Origin of the sequence: Anaeromyxobacter sp. SG66 (genome assembly GCF_022690805.1) — a bacterium.
GTDB lineage: Bacteria > Myxococcota > Myxococcia > Myxococcales > Anaeromyxobacteraceae > Anaeromyxobacter > Anaeromyxobacter soli.
In genome coordinates this window covers 25,922-46,968 of record NZ_JALCZC010000011.1, presented here as the reverse complement: position 1 = coordinate 46,968, position 21,047 = coordinate 25,922, and the positions used below count along the sequence as shown (strand labels likewise).

Here is a 21,047-nt window from a genome sequence, read left to right as displayed (position 1 = left end):
CGATTTCGCCGCCTACCTGCGCACCCTCAGTCCTACAGGACCGCCCGCGAGTCGCCTGAAGGCCTGGTGCAGGTGATGGGTGAGCGGCCCGGGGCGCCCGGCGCCGACGGGGCTGTCCCCGAGCCGTGTGACGGGGAGGATCTCCCGGACGGTGGAGGTGATGAAGAGCTCGTCCGCGCGCTCCAGATCTTCCGGTCGGAGCGGCACCTCCTCGACGGGGACGCCCTCGGCTCGCGCGAGCCGGAGCACCACCGCCCGCGTCACGCCCTCGAGGATCCCGGACGCGATGGGCGGGGTGAGCAGCCGGCCCCCGGCCACCGCGAAGACGTTGGAGGACGAGCCCTCCGTCACGAACCCAGCGTCGTCGAGCAGCAGCGCCTCCAGCGCGCCGGCCGCGCGTGCCTCCCGGACGGCGAGCACGTGCGTCAAATGGGCGCCCGTCTTCGCCGAGGGGTCCACCGCCTGCGGGGAGGCGCGCCGAACGCCCACGACCGCCGCCGGGATCCCGTCCGCGTAGGCCCGCGCCGGCGGTCCTACGAGCGGCTGCACGATCACGATGGCGAGCGGATCGACGGCGAGCGCCGGATCGAGCCCGATCTCCCCTGCCCCGCGCGTCATCACCACGCGGACGTACCGCTCGCCCGCGTTCCACGGCGCCGCGTCCGGCTCCGGCGCGTCCGCTCCGCGCGCGGCGGCGAGGGTGCGATCGATCTCCGCGGCCGTCCGCTGCGCGTCCCAGCGCGGCGAGAGCCCGATGCGGGCCGCGGAGTGCGCGAGCCGGGCGAGGTGGGCCTCGCGCTCGAACGGGCGGCCGCCGTAGGTCCGGATCACCTCGTAGACGCTGTCGCCGTACAGGAAGCCGCGGTCGAACACCGAGACCCTCGCCTCCGCGGGGGCGACGAGGGAGCCGTCGAGGTTCACGAGCGTCCGCATGCCCCTGTTCTAGCGGAGAAGCGCGCGCCCGGCGCGCCGGGGTGTGGACCGCACGAGTCGCTCGAGCGCGCGGGCGCCCCCTACGGATCCGGCCCGAATTCTTGACCCTGGGATCCCCCGGCGATATCCCGGGAAATCGATGGATGCCGCGGTCGAGTGCACTCACTGCAAGGTCGTGATGACGAGCTGGTCGGCTCCGGCCAGCCAGATCCGCTACTTCCAGTGCCCGTTCTGCGCGCGGACGCACTCCTCGCTCTACGGCGAGGTGTTCCGGCGGCGCGCAGGGGCGCGGGTGATCGACGCGCCCGCCCGGGCCTCCGCGCCTGCCGAGATCCCGATGGCGAGCGCCGAGGACATCCGCTGGGCCCGCGTGAAGGCGACCGCCGCCCAGTGGTTCGCGCGGGTGGAGGCGGACGAGCGCGCCTGCGCGCCGCGCGCCGCGCCCGTGACGCGGGTCCCCGCTAGACCCGCCCCTGCCGCTCCCGCGGCAGCCCGTGCTCGCATGGCCGTGGCCGCCGGCACGAAGCGCAAGCCCTGACCTCCGCGCGCTGGGCGAGGCCGCGACCCTCCGCGCAACGGCGGGTCGGCGTCCTCATCCCGCACCCCCGAAGGGCGCCTCGGATCCCATCGCCCGGGCGAGCTCTGCCTCGGCCTCCGCGAGCTCCGCGAGCGCCTCCACGTGCTCCCGCCTCGCCTCGACGGCGCCACGCCGGATGAGCAGCAGCTCGGCGACCCCGATCTTTCCGGCGTCGTAAGCCTTCGTCGCGAGCGTGACGTTCGCCGCGGCGCCGGCGAGGGCCTCGCCCTCGAACGCCTGAGCGGCCTCCGCGGCGGTCTCGAGCCGCGAGACGGCCAGCCGCACCTCCTCACGGACGCGCCGCTCCGCGGCCGCGACCTCGGCCTCGGCGCGCGCCACGCGGGCCGAGGCGACGCCTCGCCCGCCCTGGTTACGGTTGAAGACCGGCAGCTCGAACGTGAGCGTCCCGAGGACGATGTCGGCCCCCTCCTCGCGGGAGTACCTTCCGCCGATCGCCGGAGCGGGAAGCGACTCGCGTCGCGCGAGCCGCACCTCGCTCTCGGCCGCGGCGAGCTCGCGACGCGCCGCGACGAGATCCGTCCGGGCGGACAGCGCCCGGTTCACGAGGCCCTCGGTGTCGAGGGGGGCGGCGCGGATCGCCCGCGGCAGCGCGCCGGCGAGCTCGAGCGGCGTGCCCGGCTCGCTGCCGAGCAGCGTCCGCAGCTCGGACAGCGCGGACGCTTGTCGCCGAGACGCCACCGCGACCGCTCGCGCCGCGCGTGCTCCCTCCACGCGTGCCGCGTTCACCTCGAGCTGCGTCGTCGCGCCGAGCTCGAAACGCCGCTCGACCGCGTGCACGGCGTCACGGGCGACCGTGAGGTCCTCACGTGCGAGCGCGATCAGCCGCTCGGCCGCGAGCACGCGTGCGAACGAGGCGCGGACCTCGGACGCGAGCCCGACGCGTCGCGCCGCGAGGCGCGCCTCGGACACGTCCCGCTCCGCCGACGTCACGTCGATCCGCGCGCCGCGCTGACCGAAGAGCTCGACGCGCTGCGAGACTGCGACCTCGACGTCGGTCGTGCGCCGGTCGCCCCGGCTCCGTGGGCCGGCGGCCGCCGAGATCTCCGGGTTGGCTCGAAGCGGGAGCTCCGCGTCGGCGAGCCGCGCGCGAGCCGCCCGGGCCTCCGCGGCGAGCCCGGCGAGCTCCGGGTTCCGCTCCAGCGCGATCGCGACCGCGCGCTCGCTCGTGAGGGGTTCCGCCCCTGCCGCCGACGCCAGGCAGACGGCCGCCGCGGCGGCGATGATCTTCGCGTTCACGCCCGCCCCTCCCGTGCCGCCGGAAGCCCGGATCGTTCGGGCTCGCGCTCCGGGTCCAGGTCCTCCTCTCGCTCACCGCGCTCCGCGTCGCCCTTCGCCCGCAGCGCGGTGAACAGGACGGGCATCACGAGCAGCGTGAGCGCGGTGGACGACAGGACGCCGCCAATCACGACCGTCGCGAGCGGTCGCTGGACCTCGGCGCCCGGTCCCGTCGCGAGCGCCATGGGGATGAACCCGAGCGATGCCACGGACGCGGTCATGAGCACCGGCCGAAGCCGGGAGATCGCCGCCTCGCGGACCGCCTCGACGAGCGCGACGCCCCGGTCGAGCAGCTGCCGGACCCGCGAGACGAGCACGAGCCCGTTCAGCACCGCGACGCCGAACAGCGCCACGAATCCGACCGCCGCCGAGATCGAGAACGGCAGCCCGCGCGCGGTCAGCGCCAGGATGCCTCCGACGAGCGCGAAGGGTACGCCGCTGAAGATGCGGAGCGTGTCGAGCAGGCGCCCGCTCGAGGCGTGGATCAAGAGGAACACCAGCGCGAGCGCGATCGGCACCACGACGAGGAGCCGCGTGCGGGCGCGCTCGAGGTTCGTGAACTGCCCGCCGAAGCGCACGAAGTAGCCCTCGGGCAGCTCCACCCGCTCGCCGATCGCCTGCCGGGCCGCCGCCACGAAGGACCCGAGATCGCGGCCGTGCACGTTCGCCTGGACCACCACGCGCCGCTTGCCCCACTCCCGCTGGATGGTCGTCGGGCCCGAGTGCTCCTCGACGTGCGTGAGCCGCGAGAGCGGGATCCGCTCGCCGGCGGGGCCCGGCACCTGCACGGCCCCCAGCGCCTCGGGATCCCGGAACTCCTCCGGGAGGCGGACGCCGAGCGCGAAGCGGCGGTCCCCCTCGCGGATCTCTCCCACGTGGCGGATCCCGACCGCCTCCGTGGCGTCGAGCACGCTGCGGGCGGTGATCCCGTACCGGGCGATGGCGTCGCGGTCCACGGTGACCTGGAGCACGGGCTGCCCGGTCACCTGCTCCACCGTCACGTCCGCGGCCCCGGGGATCCCCCGCAGCACCGTCTCGACCTCGCGTGCCTTCGCGCGAAGGAGGTCGAGATCGTCGCCGAACAGCTTCACGCCCAGGTCGCTGCGGATGCCGGCGACCATCTCGTTGAGCCGCATCTCGATGGGCTGCGTGAAGGCGAGCCGCTCGCCCGGGAGTCCCTCGAGCTCCTTTCGCATCGCCTCGACGAGCTCGGCTTGCGTGTGCGCGCGCTTCCAGCGCTCCCGCGGGCGGAGCGCCACGAACACGTCGGACAGCTCGACGCCCATCGGATCCGTCGCGACCTCCGGCGTGCCGGTGCGCGTCCAGACGCGCTCCGCCTCGTCCGGGAACTTCGCCAGGATCACCCGCTCGATCCGCTCGCCCATGCGGACGGACTCGTCGAGCGAGACCTCGGCGAGGCGCGCGACGTTCACGACGATCGTCCCCTCCGACAGGCGCGGCACGAACTCGCTCCCGAGCCGGAGCGCGCCGATCGCCGCCAGCGCGACGACCGCCGCGGCGCCGCCGAGCACCCACCGTGAGTGCGCCATCGTCCACGCGAGGATCGGCGCGTACGTCCGCTTCAGCCATCCCACCCACCTCGGCTCCGGGTGGGCACCCCTGCGAAGCGCCAGCGACGCGAGCACCGGCGCGAGCGTCATCGACAGGAGGACGGAGCCGAGCAGCGCGAGCACGACGGTGAGCGCCATCGGCCGGAACAGCTTCCCCTCGACGCCCTCGAGCGTGAGGATCGGCAGGTACACGAGCGCGATGATGAGCTCACCGAAGAGCGTCGGCTTGCGCACCTCGACGGCCGCGTCGCGCACGACCTCGCTGACCGTGCGCCGCCCGCCCTCCATTCCCAGGCGCCGCTCGGCGTTCTCGACCAGGATCACGGAGCTGTCCACGACGAGCCCGAAGTCGATCGCGCCGAGGGACATGAGCGTCCCGGCGACGCCGAACCGCAGCATCCCCGTGAACGCGAAGAGCAGGGAGAGCGGGATGGCGCTCGCCACGATCAGCCCTGCGCGGAGGTTCCCGAGGAACGCGAACAGCACCGCCACGACGAGGAGCGCCCCCTCGAGCAGGTTGTTCCGGACCGTCCGCAGCACGAGGTCCACGAGCTCGGTGCGCTCGTAGACCGGCTCGGCCGTGATTCCCGCAGGGAGGCTCTTCTGGAGGTCCGCGAGGCGCGCCGCGAGCGCCTTCGTGACCTCGTGGCTGTTCTCGTGGACGAGCATGAAGCCGAGCCCGAGCACGGCCTCGCCCTCGCCGTCCGCCGTGACGGCCGCGCGGCGGATCTCGTGCCCGACCTCGACGCGGGCGACGTCGCGGATCCGCACGGGCACGCCGTCGTGCGCGGCGACGACCACGCCTTCGACGTCGCGCCCGTCCGTGAGCGCGCCGACGCCCAGCACGAGGCGGCTCGTCCCGCCGCGATCGAGGACGCCGCCGCCGACGTTCGCGTTGTTCTTCTCGAGCGCCTCGTAGACGTCGCCGAGCGACAGGTCGAACTTCTGCAAGCGGCGCGGATCGACGACGACGTGCCACTGCTTCTCGTTGCCGCCCCAGGCGTTCACCTCGGCCACCCCGGGGACGCTCCGGAGCTGGGGCGCCACGATCCAGTCGTGCGCGGTCCGGATCTCCTCGAGCGACCTGCCCTTCCCCTTCACGAGATAGTGGAAGACCTCGCCGAGGCCGGTCGCGACCGGCCCGAGCGCCGGCCTCTCGATGCCCGCGGGGAGCTCGAGCCGGGAGAGTCGCTCCGAGACCTGCTGCCGGGCGAACCACAGGTCCGTGCCGTCCTCGAACTGGACGGTGATCTGCGAGAGCCCGAACTTCGAGATGGAGCGGAGGTCCTCGACCTTCGGCAGCCCCGCGAGCACCTGCTCTACGGGGATCGTGAGCTGCCGCTCGACCTCGAGCGGCGCCAGGGCGGGCGCGACCGTGTTCACCTGCACCTGCACGGGCGTCGTGTCCGGGAAGGCGTCCATGGGGAGCGCGCGGAACGAGAGCACCCCGGCGACGACGATCGCGATCCAGGCGCCGACGACGGCCCGGCGGTGCCCGAGGGACCACTCGATGATTCGCGTGAGCACGGTCGCTCCTAGTCGTCGGCGCAGCCAGCGCCGATGGAGTCCTTCAGGATCTCGGTCTTGAGGACGAACGCGCCGGTCGTGACGACCTCCGAGCCGGGCGCGAGGCCGCCGACGACCTCCACGTCACCGCCGACCCGCGCGCCGAGCCGGACCGCGACGGGGTCGTACTGGCCCGGCGCGGTCCGCACGAACACGAGATCGTGCTCCTGCGCCCGCTGGATCGCGTCGCGCGGGACGAGGAGGGCGCCCCGCGGCGCGGCCACCTCGATGGTGCCGTGCACGAACGCGCCTGCCCGGAGCGCTCGGTCCTGGTTCGGCAGGTCCACGCGGACGCGGACCGTTCGCGTCCGCGGGTCGACCGACGCGGGCACGCGCGCGACGCGCGCCTCGCGGACCTCACCGGACCCGTCGACGCGAACCGTCACCTTCTGGCCTGCGCGGAGCGCTCCCGCGTGCTCCTCGGGGACCTCGAGCACGGCCCAGAGCGTGCGGACGTCCGCGATCTCGACGAGGGAGTCCTCCGGCGAGACCGCCCGTCCCGCGACGGCGGCCCGCGCGACCACGGTCCCATCGAACGGGGCGACGAGCGCGTACCGGCCGCCGCTCCCCGCTGCGCCCGCGCCTGCGGCGCGCAGCTCGGCTCGAGCCGCGTCACGCTCGGCCTCGGCCGCGGCGAGCTCCGTGCGCGCCTGCTCCACGTCGCGTCGCGAGCTGATCCCGTCGCCCACGAGCGACTCCTCACGGGCGAGCGCTGCCCGCGCCGACCGAGCGCGCGCCTCGGCCGCGGCGAGCCTCGACTGCGCCCCGCCGACGGCGCCGGAAGCGAGCACGACGAGCGGCTGGCCTCGGCGGACGTCCTCGCCCACGTCGACCTTCACCTCGACGACGGTCGCCTCGCCGCGCGCGGACAGCCGCGCGAGCTTGTTCTGGTCGAACTCGAGCTGGCCGACCGCCTCGATCCTCGGCGCGAACGGACGCTCCACGACGCGCGTGGTCACGATCCCGGCTTCCCGCTCCAGCTCTGCGGAGGCGAGGCGGATCTTCGTCCCCGGCTCCGGAAACGAGGGGAGCTCGTGCCCGGCGGCCTTCACCTTCTCGGGGTGACAGTACGGGCACACGGACTCGGGATACCCGTGCTCGCGGCAGTAGTCGCCGGCCTGGATGAACTTCGCGATGAGCTGCGGCCGGCACTTCGTGCACATCTCCTCGGGGACCGCGTGCTCCTTGCACCAGGGCAAAGGGCCCGGCGCGGCCTTCGCCGTCGTCTTCGCGGCCGCGAACGTGAGCCCTGGGTTGCACTTCACGCACTGCGACTCGGGGACGCCGTGCTCGTTGCACCAGTCGCCCATCTCCTTGAACGCCGGGATGAGGTCCGGGTTGCACCTCGTGCACAGGTCCGCGGGGACGCCGTGCTCGCAGAGCCTCGGCGCCTCGGCGCTCGCGGCGTGCTCCGCCTTCTCCGAGGTGCCGCCGTGCGGTCCCTCCGCGCCCGGCGCCGTGCGCGTGCAACCTGCCCCGGCGACGACCGCGGCGAGCGCTACCGTCAGGGCGACCCGGGTCACTTCACGCCCTCCTTCGCGAGCTTCGGGTTGCACCGGGCGCACTGGCTCTCGGGCACGCCGTGCTCCCCGCACCAGTCGCCCTTCGCCTTGGACACGGGGACGAGCTTCGGGTTGCACCGCGCGCAGAGCGTCTTCTTCACGCCGTGCTCGCACCTGGCCGCGGTGGAGTCCGTCGCGGCGCGCGCGGCCGCCTCTGCGGCACGGCCCGGGACGGCGAGGGTGAACAGGGTGACCAAGCCGAGCGCGAGGACGATCGTGCGCATGGACTCTTCTCCTTCCGCGCCGTGGGCGCGGCGAGCGGACCGCGCTATCGCGCGGGCGCGTCGTGGACTTTGGACGAAGGACGGGGAAACCCGCTCGAGCGGGCACACTGCTCCCGTGATGGGAGCGCGTCAGGCTCTCGGCGGGTGAAACACGCCGGCCGTCACCATCGGGAGCCGAGGCGACGCTTGCGCGACGACGACGCTGCGCACGATCGTCGCTGCTGCCGGGCCGGGGCACGGCGCGCCGACCACGGCGAGGGATGCATGCACGTTCGCGCAGATGCCCTGGGCGCAGTTTGGCGGACAGTGCTTGCCGTCGAGCGCGCCGTCGCACGCCGCCGCGCAGTCGTCGTCCAGCGCGGCCGTGAGGACCTGAGGGACGCCCGACGTGAACACGCCGACGGCGACGAGGACGAGCACACGCAGGAGGCGCATGCTCACCGCGTCCTTTCGAGCGCGGTCTCGAGCGCTTCCCGGACCCACGCGTCGGCGAGGCTGTAGTACGCGAGCTTGCCGTCCATCCGGAACTTCACGAGGCCGAGCCTGCGGAGGAGCTGCAGCTGCTGCGAGGTGGCGGGCATCGAGCGCCCCGCGACCTTCGAGAGATCGCAGACGCACAGCTCGGCGCGGCAGAGCGCGTGCAGGATGCGGACCCGGGTGGGATCGGAGAGCGCCGAGAACCGCTCGGCGACCTGCAAGATGGCCGCGTCGTCCGGGGCTGCGGCGCGAACCGCGGCGACCCTGCGCGCGTCCACGCACACCACCGCGCACTCACCCGACGCGTCGAGGCGCGGGGGACGGGCACGGCGGGGTCGGGCGGAAGTCACTTCCACGACTTCGAAACTACGAAATCGGCTCCGCTCGGTCAAGCGGCCGTGGAGTCGACGTCAGCGCAGCGTCTTCAGGAACAGGAGCAGATCGTCCCAATCCTGCCCGCTCAGCTGCCAGCGCGGCATCCGGGGGTCGAGCGTCTCGCCGTCGGCGCCGACGCCCTCGGCGACCGCGCGGCGGATGAGCTCGTCCGTATACGTGGGGCCTCGAGTGCCGTCGGGCTCGCGCAGGCCGGACGGGTCCGTGAGGTTCGGGTACGTGATGTTCGGCGTCGTGAACATCATGGTGCGGAGGCCATGCCCGTCGGACCCGTGACAGCCTGCGCAGCCGCTCCTGGTCATCATCATCATCCCGAAGCCGCCGCTGCGGACGATCGGCTGTCCGTCAGCGCCGATCCCCCAGTCGAAGATGCGCTCGCCGAGAGCGACGGGATCGCCGCTCGGGCCGGGGACGACGCCGGGGCCCCCGCCGCATCCGTTCGCCATCGGTCCCCAGCCGTAGCCGTAGCCGTCGAGACCGCTCATCATCTGTCCGCACCGCGCGTAGACGTGCGCGGAGTACGAGGCCATGACGTCCGCGTGACGGAAGGCCTCCGCCTGGTCGTCGGTCAGGCTCGAGAAGGTGCACGCGACGCGGCGGTGCGCGTCGAGCTCGGCGAGCATCGCGCTCGCGACGCAGCTCATGTCCACGTACGCGACGCCGTCGTGCGCACCGATGAAGCCGTCCATCGCGCCGCTCAGCTGGACCATCTGCGAGATCCACGGACGCACCTGCGCGTCGTAGGCGTCGTGCGCCGCCGAGCAACCCGTGACCGTCATCGCGGAAGCGCCCATCGTCGCGCGATAGGAAAGCGCCGCCGACTGCACGCGCGCCGTCAGGTCCTGGTAATCCGCTATCTGCGTCCTGTCGGCCGTCGTCGAGCTGTTGCTCGGGTTCGTCGACGAGCCCCCGCAGGCGATGACGGCGAGCAGGCCTGCGCTCGCAAAGGCAAGGATTCCGATCCGCATGTCGACGCTCGCGTGGCTCGGGGTTGAACGCCGGGGTGAAGCAACACGCGCGCCTCACCACGCCAGCAAGCGATCCGGGACGTGCGCCACCCACCAGGGGTGCGCAAGCGATGCGGAAGGCGCCCATTCGCGTGCACACATCGCGCTCGCAATTCCCGGGCACGCGGCTCGGTGACGGCGCGAGCAGCGTTCTCCAGAGTCGTCCACGGTCTCAGAGAGCGGACGCCACGCCGGGCGCATCCCGGTCAGGCGGCGGCCGGCTGCGCGGGGGCGCCAGTCACGTGACGCCGATGACCGCCGCAGAGAAGAGCGCGCTCATCGACTCGCGACTCGGGCAAGCGACGTCCACGGGGCGCACCCGCCGGCTGCGAGCCTCGTCCGGTCCCGCTGCTCCACGAGCGCCTCCCGCGGCGCTCAACTCGTGCAGCGTTCCTCGCCGGCCACGTGGTATCAAGCGACGCGACACACGGGGGCGAGTCACCGGATCATGGCCGGGGTTCCGGCGCGACCGCGTGCCACGGACGTGAAGGAGGGCGATGCATCGCCCGGCGTGATTAGCTAAGAAGTGCGGAGCCTCGAGGCGCTAGCTCAACTGGCAGAGCATCGGCCTTTTAAGCCGGTGGTTCTGGGTTCGATTCCCAGGCGCCTCATTAGCCGCAGCGACCTGAGCGAGAGCCGGCAGCTGGTCGAGCACCGACCGAAGGGCGCCGGCGCCGCTCCGTGGTGAACGCGACGTGCGGAACGCGAGATCAGCCCACGATCGACCCGCGCCGGCAGTACGCGTAGCGGGTGCGCCGGGCCGCCCCGCGGCCGTGTTCACGCCGCCTGCCCCGGACCTCGCCGGACGGATCGATCTCTGCTGGTCCGCCGTGGGCGCCGGCCCCGGCACGACTCGCCACGAGTTCTTCCCCGACGCCGGCGTGCACCTCGTCTTGCGGCGGTCCGAGACCGGGTCCCGGCTGGTGCTGCTCGGGCCCGCGACCGAGCGGGCCACGATCGAGCGCGCCGCCGGCGCCGAGTACCTCGGGATCCGCTTCCGCGCCGGTCAGGCTCCCCGCCTCGCCGACGTCCGCGCCTCGGAGCTCACCGACGGCTGCGTCGAGCTCGACCGGCTCGCGGGCGAGCCGCTCGAGGTGATCGCCGAACGGCTCGGCGCGCTGCCGGACCTCGCCTCGCGGCAGCGCGCGCTCGAGGCGCTCGTGCGGCGGGCGGCGCGACCGCTCGTGGAGGACGAGCGGTGCCGGCAGGCCGCGCTCCTCCTCGAGGCCCGTGGCGGACGGGTCAGGGTGGACGCGCTCGCCGCCGCCGTCGGCCTCCACGTCCGCAGCCTGGAGCGGCTGTTCCTGGACGCCTTCGGGATGACGCCGAAGCGCGTGGCGCGGCTCGTCCGCCTCCGCCACGTGCTGGGCGCGCTCCACGCCGGCGGGTACGGGAACCTGGCCGACCTCGCCCATGCGTGCGGCTACGCGGACCAGCCGCACCTCGTCCATGACTTCAAGGCGCTGACGGGTCGGCTCCCCGCCGACGACGACGCCGCTCGCAGCCGGACGCTCGCGCGCAGCGACACGCGGGTCGTCCACCGCGTGAGACCGTAGCGCGCGGATCGCCGGGGCGGCGTGTCGCATTTCCACAAGACGGCGCCGCCCGGGCCGCGCTACGAACGGCGCGCACCCCAGGGAGGACGCCATGCGCGCGGAACGTGAGCTCGAATCGAACGCAGGACGGGCGGCGGCGGCTGACGGCTCACCGCGCGTGGTGAGCACGCGGCGCGGGCCCGTCGAGTGCGCCATCTCGGGCGAGGGTCCAGCGGTGCTATCGCTCCACGGCGCGATGGGCGGCCACGACCAAGGGCTCATCCTCGCGCGGACGATCGGCGCGCCGGGGTTCCGGTACGTCGCGCCCTCGCGCCCGGGGTACCTCGGCACGCCGCTCTCCGCCGGCCGGACGCTGGCCGAGCAGGCCGATCTCTACCGCGACCTGCTCGACGCGCTCGGCGTCGAGCGCGCCGCCGTGATGGCCGTCTCGGGGGGCGGCCCGTCCGCCCTCCAGTTCGCGCTCAGCCACCCCGATCGCTGCTGGGGCCTCGTGATCGTGTCGTCCGTCTGCCGGCGCGTCGAGCAGGGCCTGCCGCTCGCGTGGTACGTCATGAAGCTGACCGCGCGCTGCGGCCCGCTCGCCGCCGCGATGCGCCGGAAGGCGGAGCGGGATCCGGAGGCGTCCGCGCGCCGGTCGATCCGGGACCCGGCGGTGCGCGCGCGGACGCTCGGCGATCCCGAAGCAGGCCCGCTGCTCAGGGAGCTGCAGCTCAGCACGATGGATCGGATGGCGCTCCGCATGCCCGGCACGGAGCTCGACGTCGCCGCCACGCGCAGCGACCTGTCGTTCCCGCTCGAGCGGATCGCGGCCCCTCTCCTGGTCGTGCACGGGACGCGGGACAGCGCGGCGCCGTTCGCGCAAGGCCAGGAGCTCGCGGCAAGGGTCCCGGGCGCGGAGCTGCTCGAGATCGAGGGCGGCGAGCACGTCGCCATCTTCACGCATCGCGATCTCGTGCGCGCGCGGGTCGCGCGGTTCCTCGCGGCGCACGCGCCGCCGGTGGGCTCGAAGGAGAGCTGATACCCTTCCCCTCCCTCCTCAGTGCGCCCCGAGCCGTCTGGCGCCCCACCCTGCGAGGGCGACGGCCGCCAGCGAGGCGAGGATCGCGCCGCGCCGGAGCTGCAGCCACATCGACAGGCTCGTCGCGTGCGCCTCGCGATCGAACTCGCCGCGCGCGCCCGGATCGCCCGGGACGGGCGCGTCGACGTCGTCGGGCCGACCCGGCTCCGGCGGGAAGTCGGCCTGCTGGGCGCGGTAGCCGATCCGCCCGAGGTAGCGATCGAGCAGGCCGGGGATGACGAACTGGCCGAGGATCGCCCGCGCGGTCGGCCAGCCGAGCCAGAGCTCCCGCACCGGGCGGCGCGCCACGCGGAGCACCGCGCGAGCGATGAGCTCGGGCTGGTAGATGGGCGGCACGGGCTTCGGGTGCCCGGGTAGCCGCGTGCGGACGAGGTCGAACTGCGCGGTGTTCACGGCAGGGAGATGGATCATCGAGAGCTTCACGCGCGAGCGGTCGTGGTGGAGCTCGCAGCGGAGGGCGTCGGTGAAGCCCCGCGCCGCGGCCTTGGCGGCGCAGTAGGCGCTCTGGAGCGGGATGGACCGGTAGGCGAGCGCCGAGCCGATCTGGATCACGTGCCCGCGGTCGCGCGGGAGCATGTGCCGGAGCGCGGCGCGCGTGCCGTGGACGACGCCGAGGTAGGTGACCTCGGTGACTCTCCGGTACTCGTCTGCGGTCATCTCCATCACCGGGGAGAAGACGCTGACCATCGCGTCGTTGACCCAGAGATCGACCGCGCCCCACTCGCCGACCACGGCGTCCGCCGCCGCCTGGACCGCCCGATCGTCCGCCACGTCCGCCACCAGGACCAGCGCCTCGCCGCCGGCGGCGCGGATCTCGGCCGCCGCGTTCTCGAGCGCCTCGCTCCCGCGCGCGAGCAGCCCCACCCGCGCGCCCTCCGCGCCGAACGCCCGCGCGATGGCGCGGCCGAGCCCGGCGGCGGCCCCGGTGACGACGACCACCCTCCCCGCGAACCTGCGGCTCACCCCTCGCTCCCGCGCCTCGGCGGGCGCCGGGGGGCGGGATGGTGCGGGTGCTCCACCGGCTCACCCTTCCGGTTCTCGACCTCCTCGTCCCGGGGCTCGAGCGCTCCCTCGGGCGGGTAACCCGGCGAGCCGTCCCCCAGGATGCGCGGCGTCCCATCGTCGAAGCCGGGCGGCTTCGGTCCCGGCCCGCCCGCGAGCCCCGGCTCGGTGCCCAGCTCGTCCTTCGGTGTCCGTTCTTCCGCCATCGAAAGTCCCCCTTCCCTTTCAAGGTGGGGAGTCCGTGCCGCCCGCGCGATGTCACGGCAGGCGGAGATCCAGCACGATCGGCTGATGGTCGGACGCGCGGGCGACGTCGGTCCCGTGCACCACCTCCGCGCGCACGACCGCGCCCGCGTGCCCCCGCGCGACGAGCAGCGCGTCCAGCCGCTCGGCGGCCACGCCCGTGGACCAGGTCGTCGCCTCGGCAGGCAGCGGATCGAGGTACGAGCCGTCGGCGGCGAGCGGCCCGAGGGCGGGCGCCGTGGGCGGGTCGTTGAGATCGCCGCCGGCGAGCACGACCACGTCCGGATCCGCCATGGCGAGCGCGTCGGCGATCTCGCGCATGCGCGCCGCCTGGGCCGCGCGACGGGTGCCGTCGTCCGAGAGGCGCGAGCTGAGGTGGCTCATGACGATCGCGAGCCGCGTGGCGCCCGCGGCGAGGTGGACCTCCACGCAGTCGCGCGGCCAGAGCACGCGGCCCGCCGCGTCGCGCTCCCCGGCGTGGCTCACGTAGCGCGAGATCGGCCGGCGCGAGAGCGCCGCGACGTCGATGCCCCGCGGGTCGTTGCCCTCGACGAGCCGCGCGACCTCGTATCCCGCGCCCGCAGCGAGCGCCTCGAGCAGCGCGAGGTTCTCGATCTCCTGCAGCAGCACCACGTCGGCGTCGAGGCGAGCGAGCACCGCCGCGAGCGCGCCGAGCTTCGCCTCCACCTCTGCGGGCGAGGGCACCTCGTCCTCCGCGCCGGGCGGCAGGAGGCGGTCCTCGGCGTCGAAGAGATCGTGGACGTTCCAGGTGACGATCCGCACCGCCCGCGCCTCGGGCGCACGCGCGGGGACGTCGAGCAGGGGCTGGCAGCCGGTGAGGAGCGCCGCGGCGAGCGCGGCCAGAGGGCGTCGCATGCGGCGCCCCCGTGCAAGCGCGGCGCCCCGACAGCGCCGCGCTCGCGGGGCGCCGGAGTCGGGCTCGGGCCGCGCTGCGGGCTTACCGTGCGCGCGACGGCCGGGGAGGCACCGAGCTCGCGCGGGTTGCGGGCGAGGCGCATGCCGCGCCCCGCCGCCGGCCCGCGCTCACCCTGGCGACCGTCTCTCCCGGTGCGGGTCGGCCCGCCCGGCGAGCCTCTGCTTGACAGGACCCGCATCCGCTTTTAAAGATGGCGTCCGTTATAGCGGAAACCCGCGCCGGGACCGCTCGCGAGAGGACACGGGATGCGCATCGCGGACGACGTGACGAAGCTCATCGGCAACACGCCGCTCGTGCGGCTCAACCGGGTGATGGACGGCGCGCGCGCCAACGTCGCCGCCAAGCTCGAGAGCTTCAACCCGTGCTCGTCGGTGAAGGACCGGATCGGCGTCGCGATGATCGAGGCGGCCGAGCGCGACGGGCGCATCAAGCCCGACACCATCCTCCTCGAGCCCACGAGCGGCAACACCGGCATCGGCCTCGCCTTCGCGGCCGCGGCGAAGGGCATCCCCATCGTGCTCACGATGCCGGAGACGATGAGCATCGAGCGGCGCAAGCTCCTGCTCGCGCTCGGCGCGAAGCTCGTCCTCACGCCCGGGCCGGAGGGCATGAAGGGCGCCATCAAGAAGGCGGAGGACCTCGCCGCCGAGGACCCGCGGTACCTCGTCCTGCAGCAGTTCGAGAACCCGGCGAACCCCGAGATCCACCGCCGCACCACCGCCGAGGAGATCTGGCGCGACACCGACGGCCGCATCGACATCCTCGTGGCCGGCACGGGCACGGGCGGCACGGTCACCGGCTGCGCCGAGGTCCTGAAGGCGCGGAAGCCGGGGATCCGCATCGTCGCCGCCGAGCCGGCGGACTCGCCGGTGCTCTCCGGCGGCAAGGCCGGGCCGCACAAGATCCAGGGCTGGGGCCCGGGGTTCGTGCCGAAGGTCCTCAACGTGAACCTCATCGACGAGGTGATCACGGTCGGGAACGATCCGGCCGGGGAGATGGCGCGGCGCCTCTGCCGCGAGGAGGGCATCCTCTCCGGAATCTCCTGCGGCGGCGCCGCCTGGGCGGCGCGCGAGGTGGCCCGCCGGCCGGAGAATGCCGGCAAGCTCGTCGTCGTGGTGCTGCCGGACACGGGCGAGCGCTACCTGTCGACCTGGCTGTTCGAGGAAGGCGCCCGCTGACACCTTGCGCGCCGCGTCGGGGCGCCGCCGCCCCGACGCGCTCCGGCTCCGGGTACGCTTCCCGCGTGTCGCGTTGCGGGCCGAACGGCCGCCCCCTACCTTCCAGGGAGAAGGGCGCTCCTGCGCCGCCCGGAGGCTAGGCCGCCAAATGACGCACGCGTCGCGCGAGGAGCTCCGCGCCGAGTTCACGGGGCGCATCCCGAGCACCTACTCGCCCACGCTGCACCTGTTGCTGCCGAGCCTCGGCGGCCTCGCGCTCGCTGCCCTCGCCCTCTCGCGCGTCGAGGGCCTGACCGCCTGGCAGCTCCTGCTCGTCCCGGTCTTCTTCGCCTTCGGCAACGCCGTCGAGTGGCACGTGCACCGCGGGCTCCTGCACCGGCGCGTGCGCTGGCTCGAGGTCTTCTACACGCGCCACACGCCGCAGCACCACGCCGTGTTCGTCGGCCAGGACATGGCGCTCCGCAGCGCGAAGGAGCTGAAGCTCGTGCTCCTCCCCGCGTACGCGGTGTTCGGCATCGCGATCCTCACCTCGCCGATGGCGCTCCTGTTCCTCTGGCTCCGCCAGCCGAACCTCGCCGCGCTGTGGGTCGCGACGGTCGTCCTTTACGTGCTCTCGTACGAGTGGCTCCACCTCGCCTATCACCTGCCCGAGGAGAGCCCCATCGGCCGCACCCGCGCGATCGGCTACCTGCGCCGCCACCACCAGCTGCACCACGCGACGAGCCTCATGCAGCGCTGGAACTTCAACGTGACGTTCCCGCTCTGGGACCACGTCCGCGGGACCGTCTACCGCCCGCGCGGCGCACCGGCGCACCCCGCCGCCGCCCGTCGCGTCTGAACCGACGCCCGGCGAGCGCCGACCCTTTGACAGACGCCGCCTTGTCGGGTACTAGACCGCCCGACCCCATCGTCTAGAGGCCCAGGACTCGGCCCTTTCAAGGCCGCAACCGGGGTTCGAATCCCCGTGGGGTCACTCACCATCCATCGATTCCGACCCGGGTTTACGGAGACGCGCCTTTCTGCGCCTCCGTTGCCCGAGTCGTCGTTCGTGGGACGTGCGTCGAGGGTGTTGCGACATCCCGCGGATCGCTTGCCACCGCCGCGTCCCGCCCGACGTCACTGCGCGTCGTGACAGACAGCCTCGATGTTGTGACCGTCCGGATCGAGCACATAGGCGCCGTAGTAGTTCGGGTGGTAGTGCGGCCTCAGGCCCGGCGCACCGTTGTCCCTGCCGCCTGCTGCGATGGCCGCCTTGTGGAAGGCATCCACCGCTGCGCGCGAGGACACGCGAAATGCGATGTGGATGGGCGGTGTGATCGCATCGCCCTGGCTGATCCAGAAATCGGATCCGTCGGCATGACAGAAGCCGGCGGTCAGCGCATGGCCATCGCGCGCGGCAGGGAGCTCCACCAGCCGCGAATGGCCGGTCTGCGCGAGCGCCTGCAGGTAGAAGGCCTTGCTCTTCGCGTAGTCGCTGACGATGACGCTCACGTGATCGATCATCGGAACTCCATCCGGTTTGCAGCGCAGACGTGAAGCAGCACCGGGGACCGTGGAGAATACGCCCCTCAGCCGAGGCGGCGGATCACCTTGCAAGGGTTTCCCGCAGCGACGCAGCGCGGCGGTACGTCTGCCGTGACGACGCTCCCCGCGCCGATCGTCGAGCCCTCACCCACCGTGACGCCGGGGAGTATCACCGCTGCGCCTCCGATCCACACCCGCGACTCGATGCGAACGGCGAGGGCCCGCTCCAGCCCTTGAGCTCGCTCGCCGGGATCGACGGGGTGCGTCGCCGTGTAGACCTGGACCGCCGGGCCGATGAGCACGTCCTCACCGACGTCGATGCGGTTGCAGTCGAGCAGGATGCAGCCGGTGTTGAGGTAGGTACGCGCTCCGAGGCTCACGTTGAACCCGTAGTCCACGAACAGCGGCGGCTCGACGTAGACGCCCGATGCCATCGAGCCGAGCAGGTCCGAGAGGACGGCGTTGCGAGCATCCAGATCGTCGGCATCCACCTCGGACAGATGCTTGATCAGGCGGCGAGCGCGGGAACGCGCTCGAACGAGCTCCGGGTCCGAGGCCAGGTAGAGCTCGCCCGCAGCCATCTTGTCTCGTTCGGTCATCGCGCGGTCGTAGCCCGGTCAGTCGGTCCGCGCTGCGAGTTGCCCGCCTGGGAGCGAGGCGGGGGACGGCTGCCCGTGCCCTCGTCTTGCCGTCATCGACCCGCGCCGGGCGTGCCATCGCAGGGCAGCTGCGCAGCATTCCCGCGTTCGGCGGACGCCCCTGGAGCCTCCGCGGAGCTATCGTCTCGCTGGCTGGGTTGAGGGTCTCTCATGCCGGAGCAGGGCGTGCGCAGCGTCGCTGAGCCGTCGTCGCGTCAAGACCCCGGCGCGCTCTCGGCTTTGCTCGCGGAGCTCGCGCGGGCGCCCGAGGGCGCGTGGGAGGCCGAGCTCCGGCCGGGAGCAGTCATCGGCAGGTTCGAGCTGATTCGCGAGCTCGGACGCGGCGGCTTCGGGATCGTCTGGGAAGCGCGCGACCGGGAGCTGGGCCGCGGCGTCGCCTTCAAGGCGCTCCGCCGCGGGGCTGGGCGCGACGTCGCAGAGGATCCCCTCCTGCGAGAGGCGGCGATCGCGGCGAGCCTCTCGCACCCGAACGTCGTCACGCTCTTCGATTTCGGGCGCGCACCGGCGGGCCCTTTCCTGGTCCTCGAGCTCCTCCGGGGAGAGACGCTCGGAGCCCGCCTCGCCCGCGGGCCGCTCCCGCCGCGCGAGGCGCTGCGCATCGCGCTCGAGGTCGCCCGAGGGGTCGCGCACGCGCACGCGAGCGGCGTCGTCCACCGCGATCTCAAGCCCGGAAACGTCTTCCTGTGCAGCGACGGGCGCGTGAAGGTCCTCGATCTCGGGATGGCGCAAGCGTTCGCGCACCGCGCGATGCCGGGCGGAACCCCTGGTCACATGGCGCCCGAGCAGGTGCGGGGCGCCCCGGAGGACGAGCGCACCGACGTGTTCGCGCTCGGCGTCCTCCTGTTCCAGATGCTCCGGGGCGAGCCGCCGCCGCGGGACGGCGAGGGCGACGTCGAGGGCGCCGTGCTCAGGGTCCCCGAGCCCCCTTCGGTCGCTCCGCTCGTCACGCGGATGCTCGCGGCCGATCCGGTGGAGCGCCCTCGGGACGGCGGCGAGGTCGTCGCCGCGCTCGCCGCGCTCGAGCGCGGTCCCGCAGCGGCGCCGACGCCATCTTCCGCCTCCTGGCGCGACACACGATACGAGCCGCACGGCCGCGGCTCCGGCCCGCCATCGATCGCGGTGCTGCCGTTCGCGAACATGAGCCCGGATCCCGGCCAGGAATTCTTCTCGGACGGGGTCGCAGAGGAGATCCTGCACGCGCTCACGCGGGTCCGCGGGCTCCACGTCGCCGGGCGGACCTCGTCCTTCTCCTTCCGCGACTCGCGTGAGGACGCGGCGACGATCGGGCGCAAGCTCGGGGTCACGAACGTGCTCGAGGGGAGCGTGCGCCGCGCCGGCGACCGAGCGCGCATCACCGCTAAGCTCCTGAGCGCGTCCGACGGGTTCACGCTCTGGTCGCAGACGTACGACCGGGAGCTGACGGACGTGTTCGCGGTCCAGGAGGGCATCGCGAGCGCGGTCGTCGCCGCGCTCGAGGTCCGGCTCGCGCGCGGCGAGGCGCCGTCGGTCGAGTCCCATCGCACCGCGCGCCCGGAGGTGTACGACGCCTACCTCATCGCGCGCCGGCTGCTCGAGCGACGCGATCTGCTGGGCCAGGCCGGCGCGACGAGCGCTTACGAGAAGGTCATCGCGCTCGATCCCGGCTACGCGCCGGCGTGGGGGGACCTCGCGGAGGCGCTCCTCTGGGCCTCCGACCTGGTGGCCGACGCGGCCTCCCGGACCGGGTGGCGGGGGCGCGCGCTCGAGGCGGCGGAGCGCGCCGTCGCGCTCGATCCGGGGCTCGCGACGGCGTGGAGCACGCGCGGAACCCTGCGGATGCTCCTCCGGTGGGATTTCGCCGCGGGCCGCGAGGACCTCGAGCGCGCCGTCGCCCTCGGGCGGGGCGACGCGCGCGTGGTGCGGGACCACGCGTGCATGGTCCTCGTCCCGTTCGGCCGGGTCGAGGAAGGGCTCGCGTCGCTGGTGAGGGCGACCGAGCTCGATCCGCTCGACGCGCTCGCCTGGACGTACCTCGCGATGACGTACGCCGGCACGGGAGACGTCGAGCAGTGCGCGCGGGCCGCGGAGCGGGCGCTCGAGCTCGATCCCGGGAATCCCTACGCCGCGTTCTGGCGGTCCGCGGCGCTGGTCCTGAGCGGTCGCGCCATCCAGGCGACCGCCGTCTTCGCGCCGCACACGTCGCAGGCGCACGAGGGGTTCGGGCTGACGATCGCAGCGATCGCACATCACGCGCTCGGCCACGCCTCGCGCTCACGCGTCGCGCTCGAGGCGCTCGAGGCCAGGTTCGCGTCCTCGATGCCGTACCAGCTCGCCGAGATCCACGCGTGGCGCGGCGAGCACGAAAGAGCGTTCGCCTGGCTCGAGCGGGCCCGGACGTCGCAAGACGCCGGCCTCGTGCTCGTCACCCGCGACCCCTTCCTGCGCAGCCTGCGATCCGATCCCCGATATCCCGCCCTGCTCCGCCGCCTGAACCTGCCTGCGGCCTGAGGCGTGCGGGTGAGCCTCCGGGACCATCGACCCCTCGGTCCCCTCCCCCGCCTACCCGAGGTGTCCCCGCTCAAGCGCCGCGCGGGGACAGGCGGGTGGGAAGACCCCGAGCACGAACGTGACGGTGGCGCTCATCACGAGCAGCTCGCCGATCTCCTCGATCAGCGCGCCGCCGCGGAGTCCCGCCAGCGCGAAGTCGACCACGACCCCGAACGCCGCGAGCAGGGCCGTGAGCCCGAGGAGCCAGCGCGCGAAGCGTCTCGTGTCCGCGTCGCTCCGGAGATAGCCGAGACCGAGCGGTACGAGGAACATCGACCCGACGGCCGCGGCCCACGCAGGCTGTCCGAGCTTCTCCGGGAGCAGCCCCGAGGCCGCCACCGCCGAGCCCATGACCTCGTGGATCCGCAGCGAGTCGTCGAGGAGGAGGTACAGGTAGAGCAGCGCCAGGACGGCGAGGAGCGTGCTCCGCTTGCGGACGCCGGCGATCCCGAGGAGCAGGAGCACGGAGAGCTCCTTCGCGTACTGGAACCACTCCGCGTAGCCGCCGTCCTGGGACAGCGAGAGCATGGGATCGTCCGGGAGCCACCCGAAGTGCCTGCCGAGGTGCAGGAGCACGAAGCCCGCGTCCGTGCCGACGAGCGCGAGGGCGACCCGGAAGTCGATCCGGGCGGGGACCTTCACGCCAGCGGGAACGGACGAGACGAAGGGGTCGAGCGGTACGGTGACGGATCGAACGACGTCGGCCATGGTGACGCTCCGTGTAGCCGCCCACGACCG

The 21,047-nt window shown here is 73.6% G+C and carries 20 protein-coding genes and 2 tRNA genes; 8 read left to right on the top strand and 14 right to left on the bottom strand.

Annotated features, from left to right (window positions below):
- Positions 1 to 12: 12 nt before the first annotated feature.
- The gene (locus MNZ39_RS05620) at positions 13 to 933 is read right to left on the bottom strand and encodes an aminotransferase class IV (RefSeq protein WP_242335794.1); all 921 of its coding nucleotides are present in this window, start codon (positions 931 to 933) and stop codon (positions 13 to 15) included.
- A 139-nt stretch (positions 934 to 1,072) separates the two neighbouring features.
- Here MNZ39_RS05620 and MNZ39_RS05615 point away from each other — a divergent pair, with 139 nt between their 5' ends.
- On the top strand, positions 1,073 to 1,471 hold the full coding sequence (locus tag MNZ39_RS05615; RefSeq protein WP_242335791.1) for a hypothetical protein: 399 nt from the start codon (positions 1,073 to 1,075) through the stop codon (positions 1,469 to 1,471).
- 54 nt (positions 1,472 to 1,525) lie between these two features.
- Here the strand turns inward: MNZ39_RS05615 and MNZ39_RS05610 are convergent, their stop codons facing one another.
- The 7 genes from MNZ39_RS05610 to MNZ39_RS05580 all read right to left on the bottom strand — a co-directional run bounded on the left by MNZ39_RS05610 (position 1,526) and on the right by MNZ39_RS05580 (position 9,393).
- Positions 1,526 to 2,767, bottom strand: a complete 1,242-nt coding sequence (locus MNZ39_RS05610; RefSeq protein WP_242335788.1) for a TolC family protein — start codon at positions 2,765 to 2,767, stop codon at positions 1,526 to 1,528.
- Positions 2,764 to 5,904 carry an efflux RND transporter permease subunit gene (locus tag MNZ39_RS05605; RefSeq protein ID WP_242335785.1) on the bottom strand — a complete coding sequence of 1,047 codons (3,141 nt, stop codon included), beginning with the start codon at positions 5,902 to 5,904 and terminating at the stop codon, positions 2,764 to 2,766. The genes MNZ39_RS05610 and MNZ39_RS05605 overlap by 4 nt, the downstream gene beginning before the upstream one ends.
- Before the next feature lie 8 nt (positions 5,905 to 5,912).
- Positions 5,913 to 7,466: an efflux RND transporter periplasmic adaptor subunit gene (locus tag MNZ39_RS05600; protein ID WP_242335782.1), complete on the bottom strand. Its 1,554-nt coding sequence runs from the start codon at positions 7,464 to 7,466 to the stop codon at positions 5,913 to 5,915.
- Complete coding sequence (locus tag MNZ39_RS05595; protein WP_242335779.1) at positions 7,463 to 7,729, bottom strand: hypothetical protein; 267 nt, start codon at positions 7,727 to 7,729, stop codon at positions 7,463 to 7,465. Before MNZ39_RS05595 ends, MNZ39_RS05600 begins: the two co-directional genes overlap by 4 nt.
- A 129-nt stretch (positions 7,730 to 7,858) precedes the next feature.
- Entirely contained in the window at positions 7,859 to 8,164 is a 306-nt protein-coding gene (locus MNZ39_RS05590) for a hypothetical protein (RefSeq protein ID WP_242335776.1), read from the bottom strand.
- Positions 8,165 to 8,166: 2 nt separating this feature from the next.
- On the bottom strand, positions 8,167 to 8,484 hold the full coding sequence (locus tag MNZ39_RS05585) for a metalloregulator ArsR/SmtB family transcription factor (RefSeq protein ID WP_242335773.1): 318 nt from the start codon (positions 8,482 to 8,484) through the stop codon (positions 8,167 to 8,169).
- A 132-nt stretch (positions 8,485 to 8,616) separates the two neighbouring features.
- The gene (locus tag MNZ39_RS05580; protein WP_242335770.1) at positions 8,617 to 9,393 is read right to left on the bottom strand and encodes a c-type cytochrome; all 777 of its coding nucleotides are present in this window, start codon (positions 9,391 to 9,393) and stop codon (positions 8,617 to 8,619) included.
- A gap of 751 nt (positions 9,394 to 10,144) precedes the next feature.
- On the opposite strand from MNZ39_RS05580, the gene MNZ39_RS05575 reads away from it, so the two are divergent.
- The 3 genes from MNZ39_RS05575 (at position 10,145) to MNZ39_RS05565 (ending at position 12,180) form a co-directional block, all read left to right on the top strand.
- Positions 10,145 to 10,217, top strand: a tRNA-Lys gene (locus MNZ39_RS05575).
- A gap of 162 nt (positions 10,218 to 10,379) precedes the next feature.
- Positions 10,380 to 11,162 (top strand): AraC family transcriptional regulator, encoded by a 783-nt coding sequence (locus MNZ39_RS05570; RefSeq protein WP_242335767.1) that lies wholly within the window; start codon positions 10,380 to 10,382, stop codon positions 11,160 to 11,162.
- A 214-nt stretch (positions 11,163 to 11,376) separates the two neighbouring features.
- The gene (locus MNZ39_RS05565) at positions 11,377 to 12,180 is read left to right on the top strand and encodes an alpha/beta fold hydrolase (protein WP_242335764.1); all 804 of its coding nucleotides are present in this window, start codon (positions 11,377 to 11,379) and stop codon (positions 12,178 to 12,180) included.
- 18 nt (positions 12,181 to 12,198) lie between these two features.
- Here the strand turns inward: MNZ39_RS05565 and MNZ39_RS05560 are convergent, their stop codons facing one another.
- Genes MNZ39_RS05560 through MNZ39_RS05550 form a run of 3 tightly spaced genes read right to left on the bottom strand, consistent with a single transcriptional unit; the run spans position 12,199 to position 14,361 of the window.
- Positions 12,199 to 13,203, bottom strand: coding sequence for an SDR family oxidoreductase (locus MNZ39_RS05560; RefSeq protein ID WP_242335761.1), 1,005 nt, complete (start codon positions 13,201 to 13,203; stop codon positions 12,199 to 12,201).
- Positions 13,200 to 13,448, bottom strand: a complete 249-nt coding sequence (locus MNZ39_RS05555; protein ID WP_242335758.1) for a hypothetical protein — start codon at positions 13,446 to 13,448, stop codon at positions 13,200 to 13,202. Before MNZ39_RS05555 ends, MNZ39_RS05560 begins: the two co-directional genes overlap by 4 nt.
- A gap of 52 nt (positions 13,449 to 13,500) precedes the next feature.
- Positions 13,501 to 14,361 carry an endonuclease/exonuclease/phosphatase family protein gene (locus MNZ39_RS05550; RefSeq protein WP_242335755.1) on the bottom strand — a complete coding sequence of 287 codons (861 nt, stop codon included), beginning with the start codon at positions 14,359 to 14,361 and terminating at the stop codon, positions 13,501 to 13,503.
- Positions 14,362 to 14,667: 306 nt separating this feature from the next.
- Between MNZ39_RS05550 and cysK the strand changes: the two genes are divergently transcribed.
- The 3 genes from cysK (at position 14,668) to MNZ39_RS05535 (ending at position 16,573) form a co-directional block, all read left to right on the top strand.
- Positions 14,668 to 15,600, top strand: coding sequence for a cysteine synthase A (gene cysK, locus MNZ39_RS05545; RefSeq protein ID WP_242335753.1), 933 nt, complete (start codon positions 14,668 to 14,670; stop codon positions 15,598 to 15,600).
- 148 nt (positions 15,601 to 15,748) lie between these two features.
- Entirely contained in the window at positions 15,749 to 16,438 is a 690-nt protein-coding gene (locus MNZ39_RS05540; RefSeq protein WP_242335751.1) for a sterol desaturase family protein, read from the top strand.
- 62 nt (positions 16,439 to 16,500) lie between these two features.
- Positions 16,501 to 16,573 (top strand) — tRNA-Glu (locus MNZ39_RS05535).
- A gap of 143 nt (positions 16,574 to 16,716) precedes the next feature.
- Here MNZ39_RS05535 and MNZ39_RS05530 read toward each other — a convergent pair.
- Positions 16,717 to 17,103, bottom strand: a complete 387-nt coding sequence (locus MNZ39_RS05530; RefSeq protein ID WP_242335748.1) for a VOC family protein — start codon at positions 17,101 to 17,103, stop codon at positions 16,717 to 16,719.
- A gap of 65 nt (positions 17,104 to 17,168) precedes the next feature.
- A complete protein-coding gene (locus MNZ39_RS05525; protein ID WP_242335745.1) occupies positions 17,169 to 17,723 on the bottom strand; it encodes a sugar O-acetyltransferase in 555 nt (184 codons plus the stop codon).
- Positions 17,724 to 17,933: 210 nt separating this feature from the next.
- Between MNZ39_RS05525 and MNZ39_RS05520 the strand changes: the two genes are divergently transcribed.
- Positions 17,934 to 20,270 (top strand): protein kinase, encoded by a 2,337-nt coding sequence (locus MNZ39_RS05520; protein ID WP_242335743.1) that lies wholly within the window; start codon positions 17,934 to 17,936, stop codon positions 20,268 to 20,270.
- 51 nt (positions 20,271 to 20,321) lie between these two features.
- Here MNZ39_RS05520 and MNZ39_RS05515 read toward each other — a convergent pair whose 3' ends face one another.
- On the bottom strand, positions 20,322 to 21,017 hold the full coding sequence (locus MNZ39_RS05515) for a hypothetical protein (protein WP_242335741.1): 696 nt from the start codon (positions 21,015 to 21,017) through the stop codon (positions 20,322 to 20,324).
- Positions 21,018 to 21,047 lie beyond the last annotated feature (30 nt).

Excerpts from the sequence above, each read along its gene's own strand:
- MNZ39_RS05620 (WP_242335794.1), bottom strand. The coding sequence starts at position 933 with ATGCGGACGCTCGTGAACCTCGACGGCTCCCTCGTCGCCCCCGCGGAG.
- MNZ39_RS05615 (WP_242335791.1), top strand. The coding sequence starts at position 1,073 with ATGGATGCCGCGGTCGAGTGCACTCACTGCAAGGTCGTGATGACGAGC.
- MNZ39_RS05595 (WP_242335779.1), bottom strand. The coding sequence starts at position 7,729 with ATGCGCACGATCGTCCTCGCGCTCGGCTTGGTCACCCTGTTCACCCTC.
- MNZ39_RS05590 (WP_242335776.1), bottom strand. The coding sequence starts at position 8,164 with ATGCGCCTCCTGCGTGTGCTCGTCCTCGTCGCCGTCGGCGTGTTCACG.
- MNZ39_RS05580 (WP_242335770.1), bottom strand. The coding sequence starts at position 9,393 with ATGGGCGCTTCCGCGATGACGGTCACGGGTTGCTCGGCGGCGCACGAC.
- MNZ39_RS05555 (WP_242335758.1), bottom strand. The coding sequence starts at position 13,448 with ATGGCGGAAGAACGGACACCGAAGGACGAGCTGGGCACCGAGCCGGGG.
- MNZ39_RS05550 (WP_242335755.1), bottom strand. The coding sequence starts at position 14,361 with ATGCGACGCCCTCTGGCCGCGCTCGCCGCGGCGCTCCTCACCGGCTGC.
- cysK (WP_242335753.1), top strand. The coding sequence starts at position 14,668 with ATGCGCATCGCGGACGACGTGACGAAGCTCATCGGCAACACGCCGCTC.
- MNZ39_RS05540 (WP_242335751.1), top strand. The coding sequence starts at position 15,749 with ATGACGCACGCGTCGCGCGAGGAGCTCCGCGCCGAGTTCACGGGGCGC.
- MNZ39_RS05530 (WP_242335748.1), bottom strand. The coding sequence starts at position 17,103 with ATGATCGATCACGTGAGCGTCATCGTCAGCGACTACGCGAAGAGCAAG.
- MNZ39_RS05525 (WP_242335745.1), bottom strand. The coding sequence starts at position 17,723 with ATGACCGAACGAGACAAGATGGCTGCGGGCGAGCTCTACCTGGCCTCG.
- MNZ39_RS05520 (WP_242335743.1), top strand. The coding sequence starts at position 17,934 with ATGCCGGAGCAGGGCGTGCGCAGCGTCGCTGAGCCGTCGTCGCGTCAA.
- MNZ39_RS05515 (WP_242335741.1), bottom strand. The coding sequence starts at position 21,017 with ATGGCCGACGTCGTTCGATCCGTCACCGTACCGCTCGACCCCTTCGTC.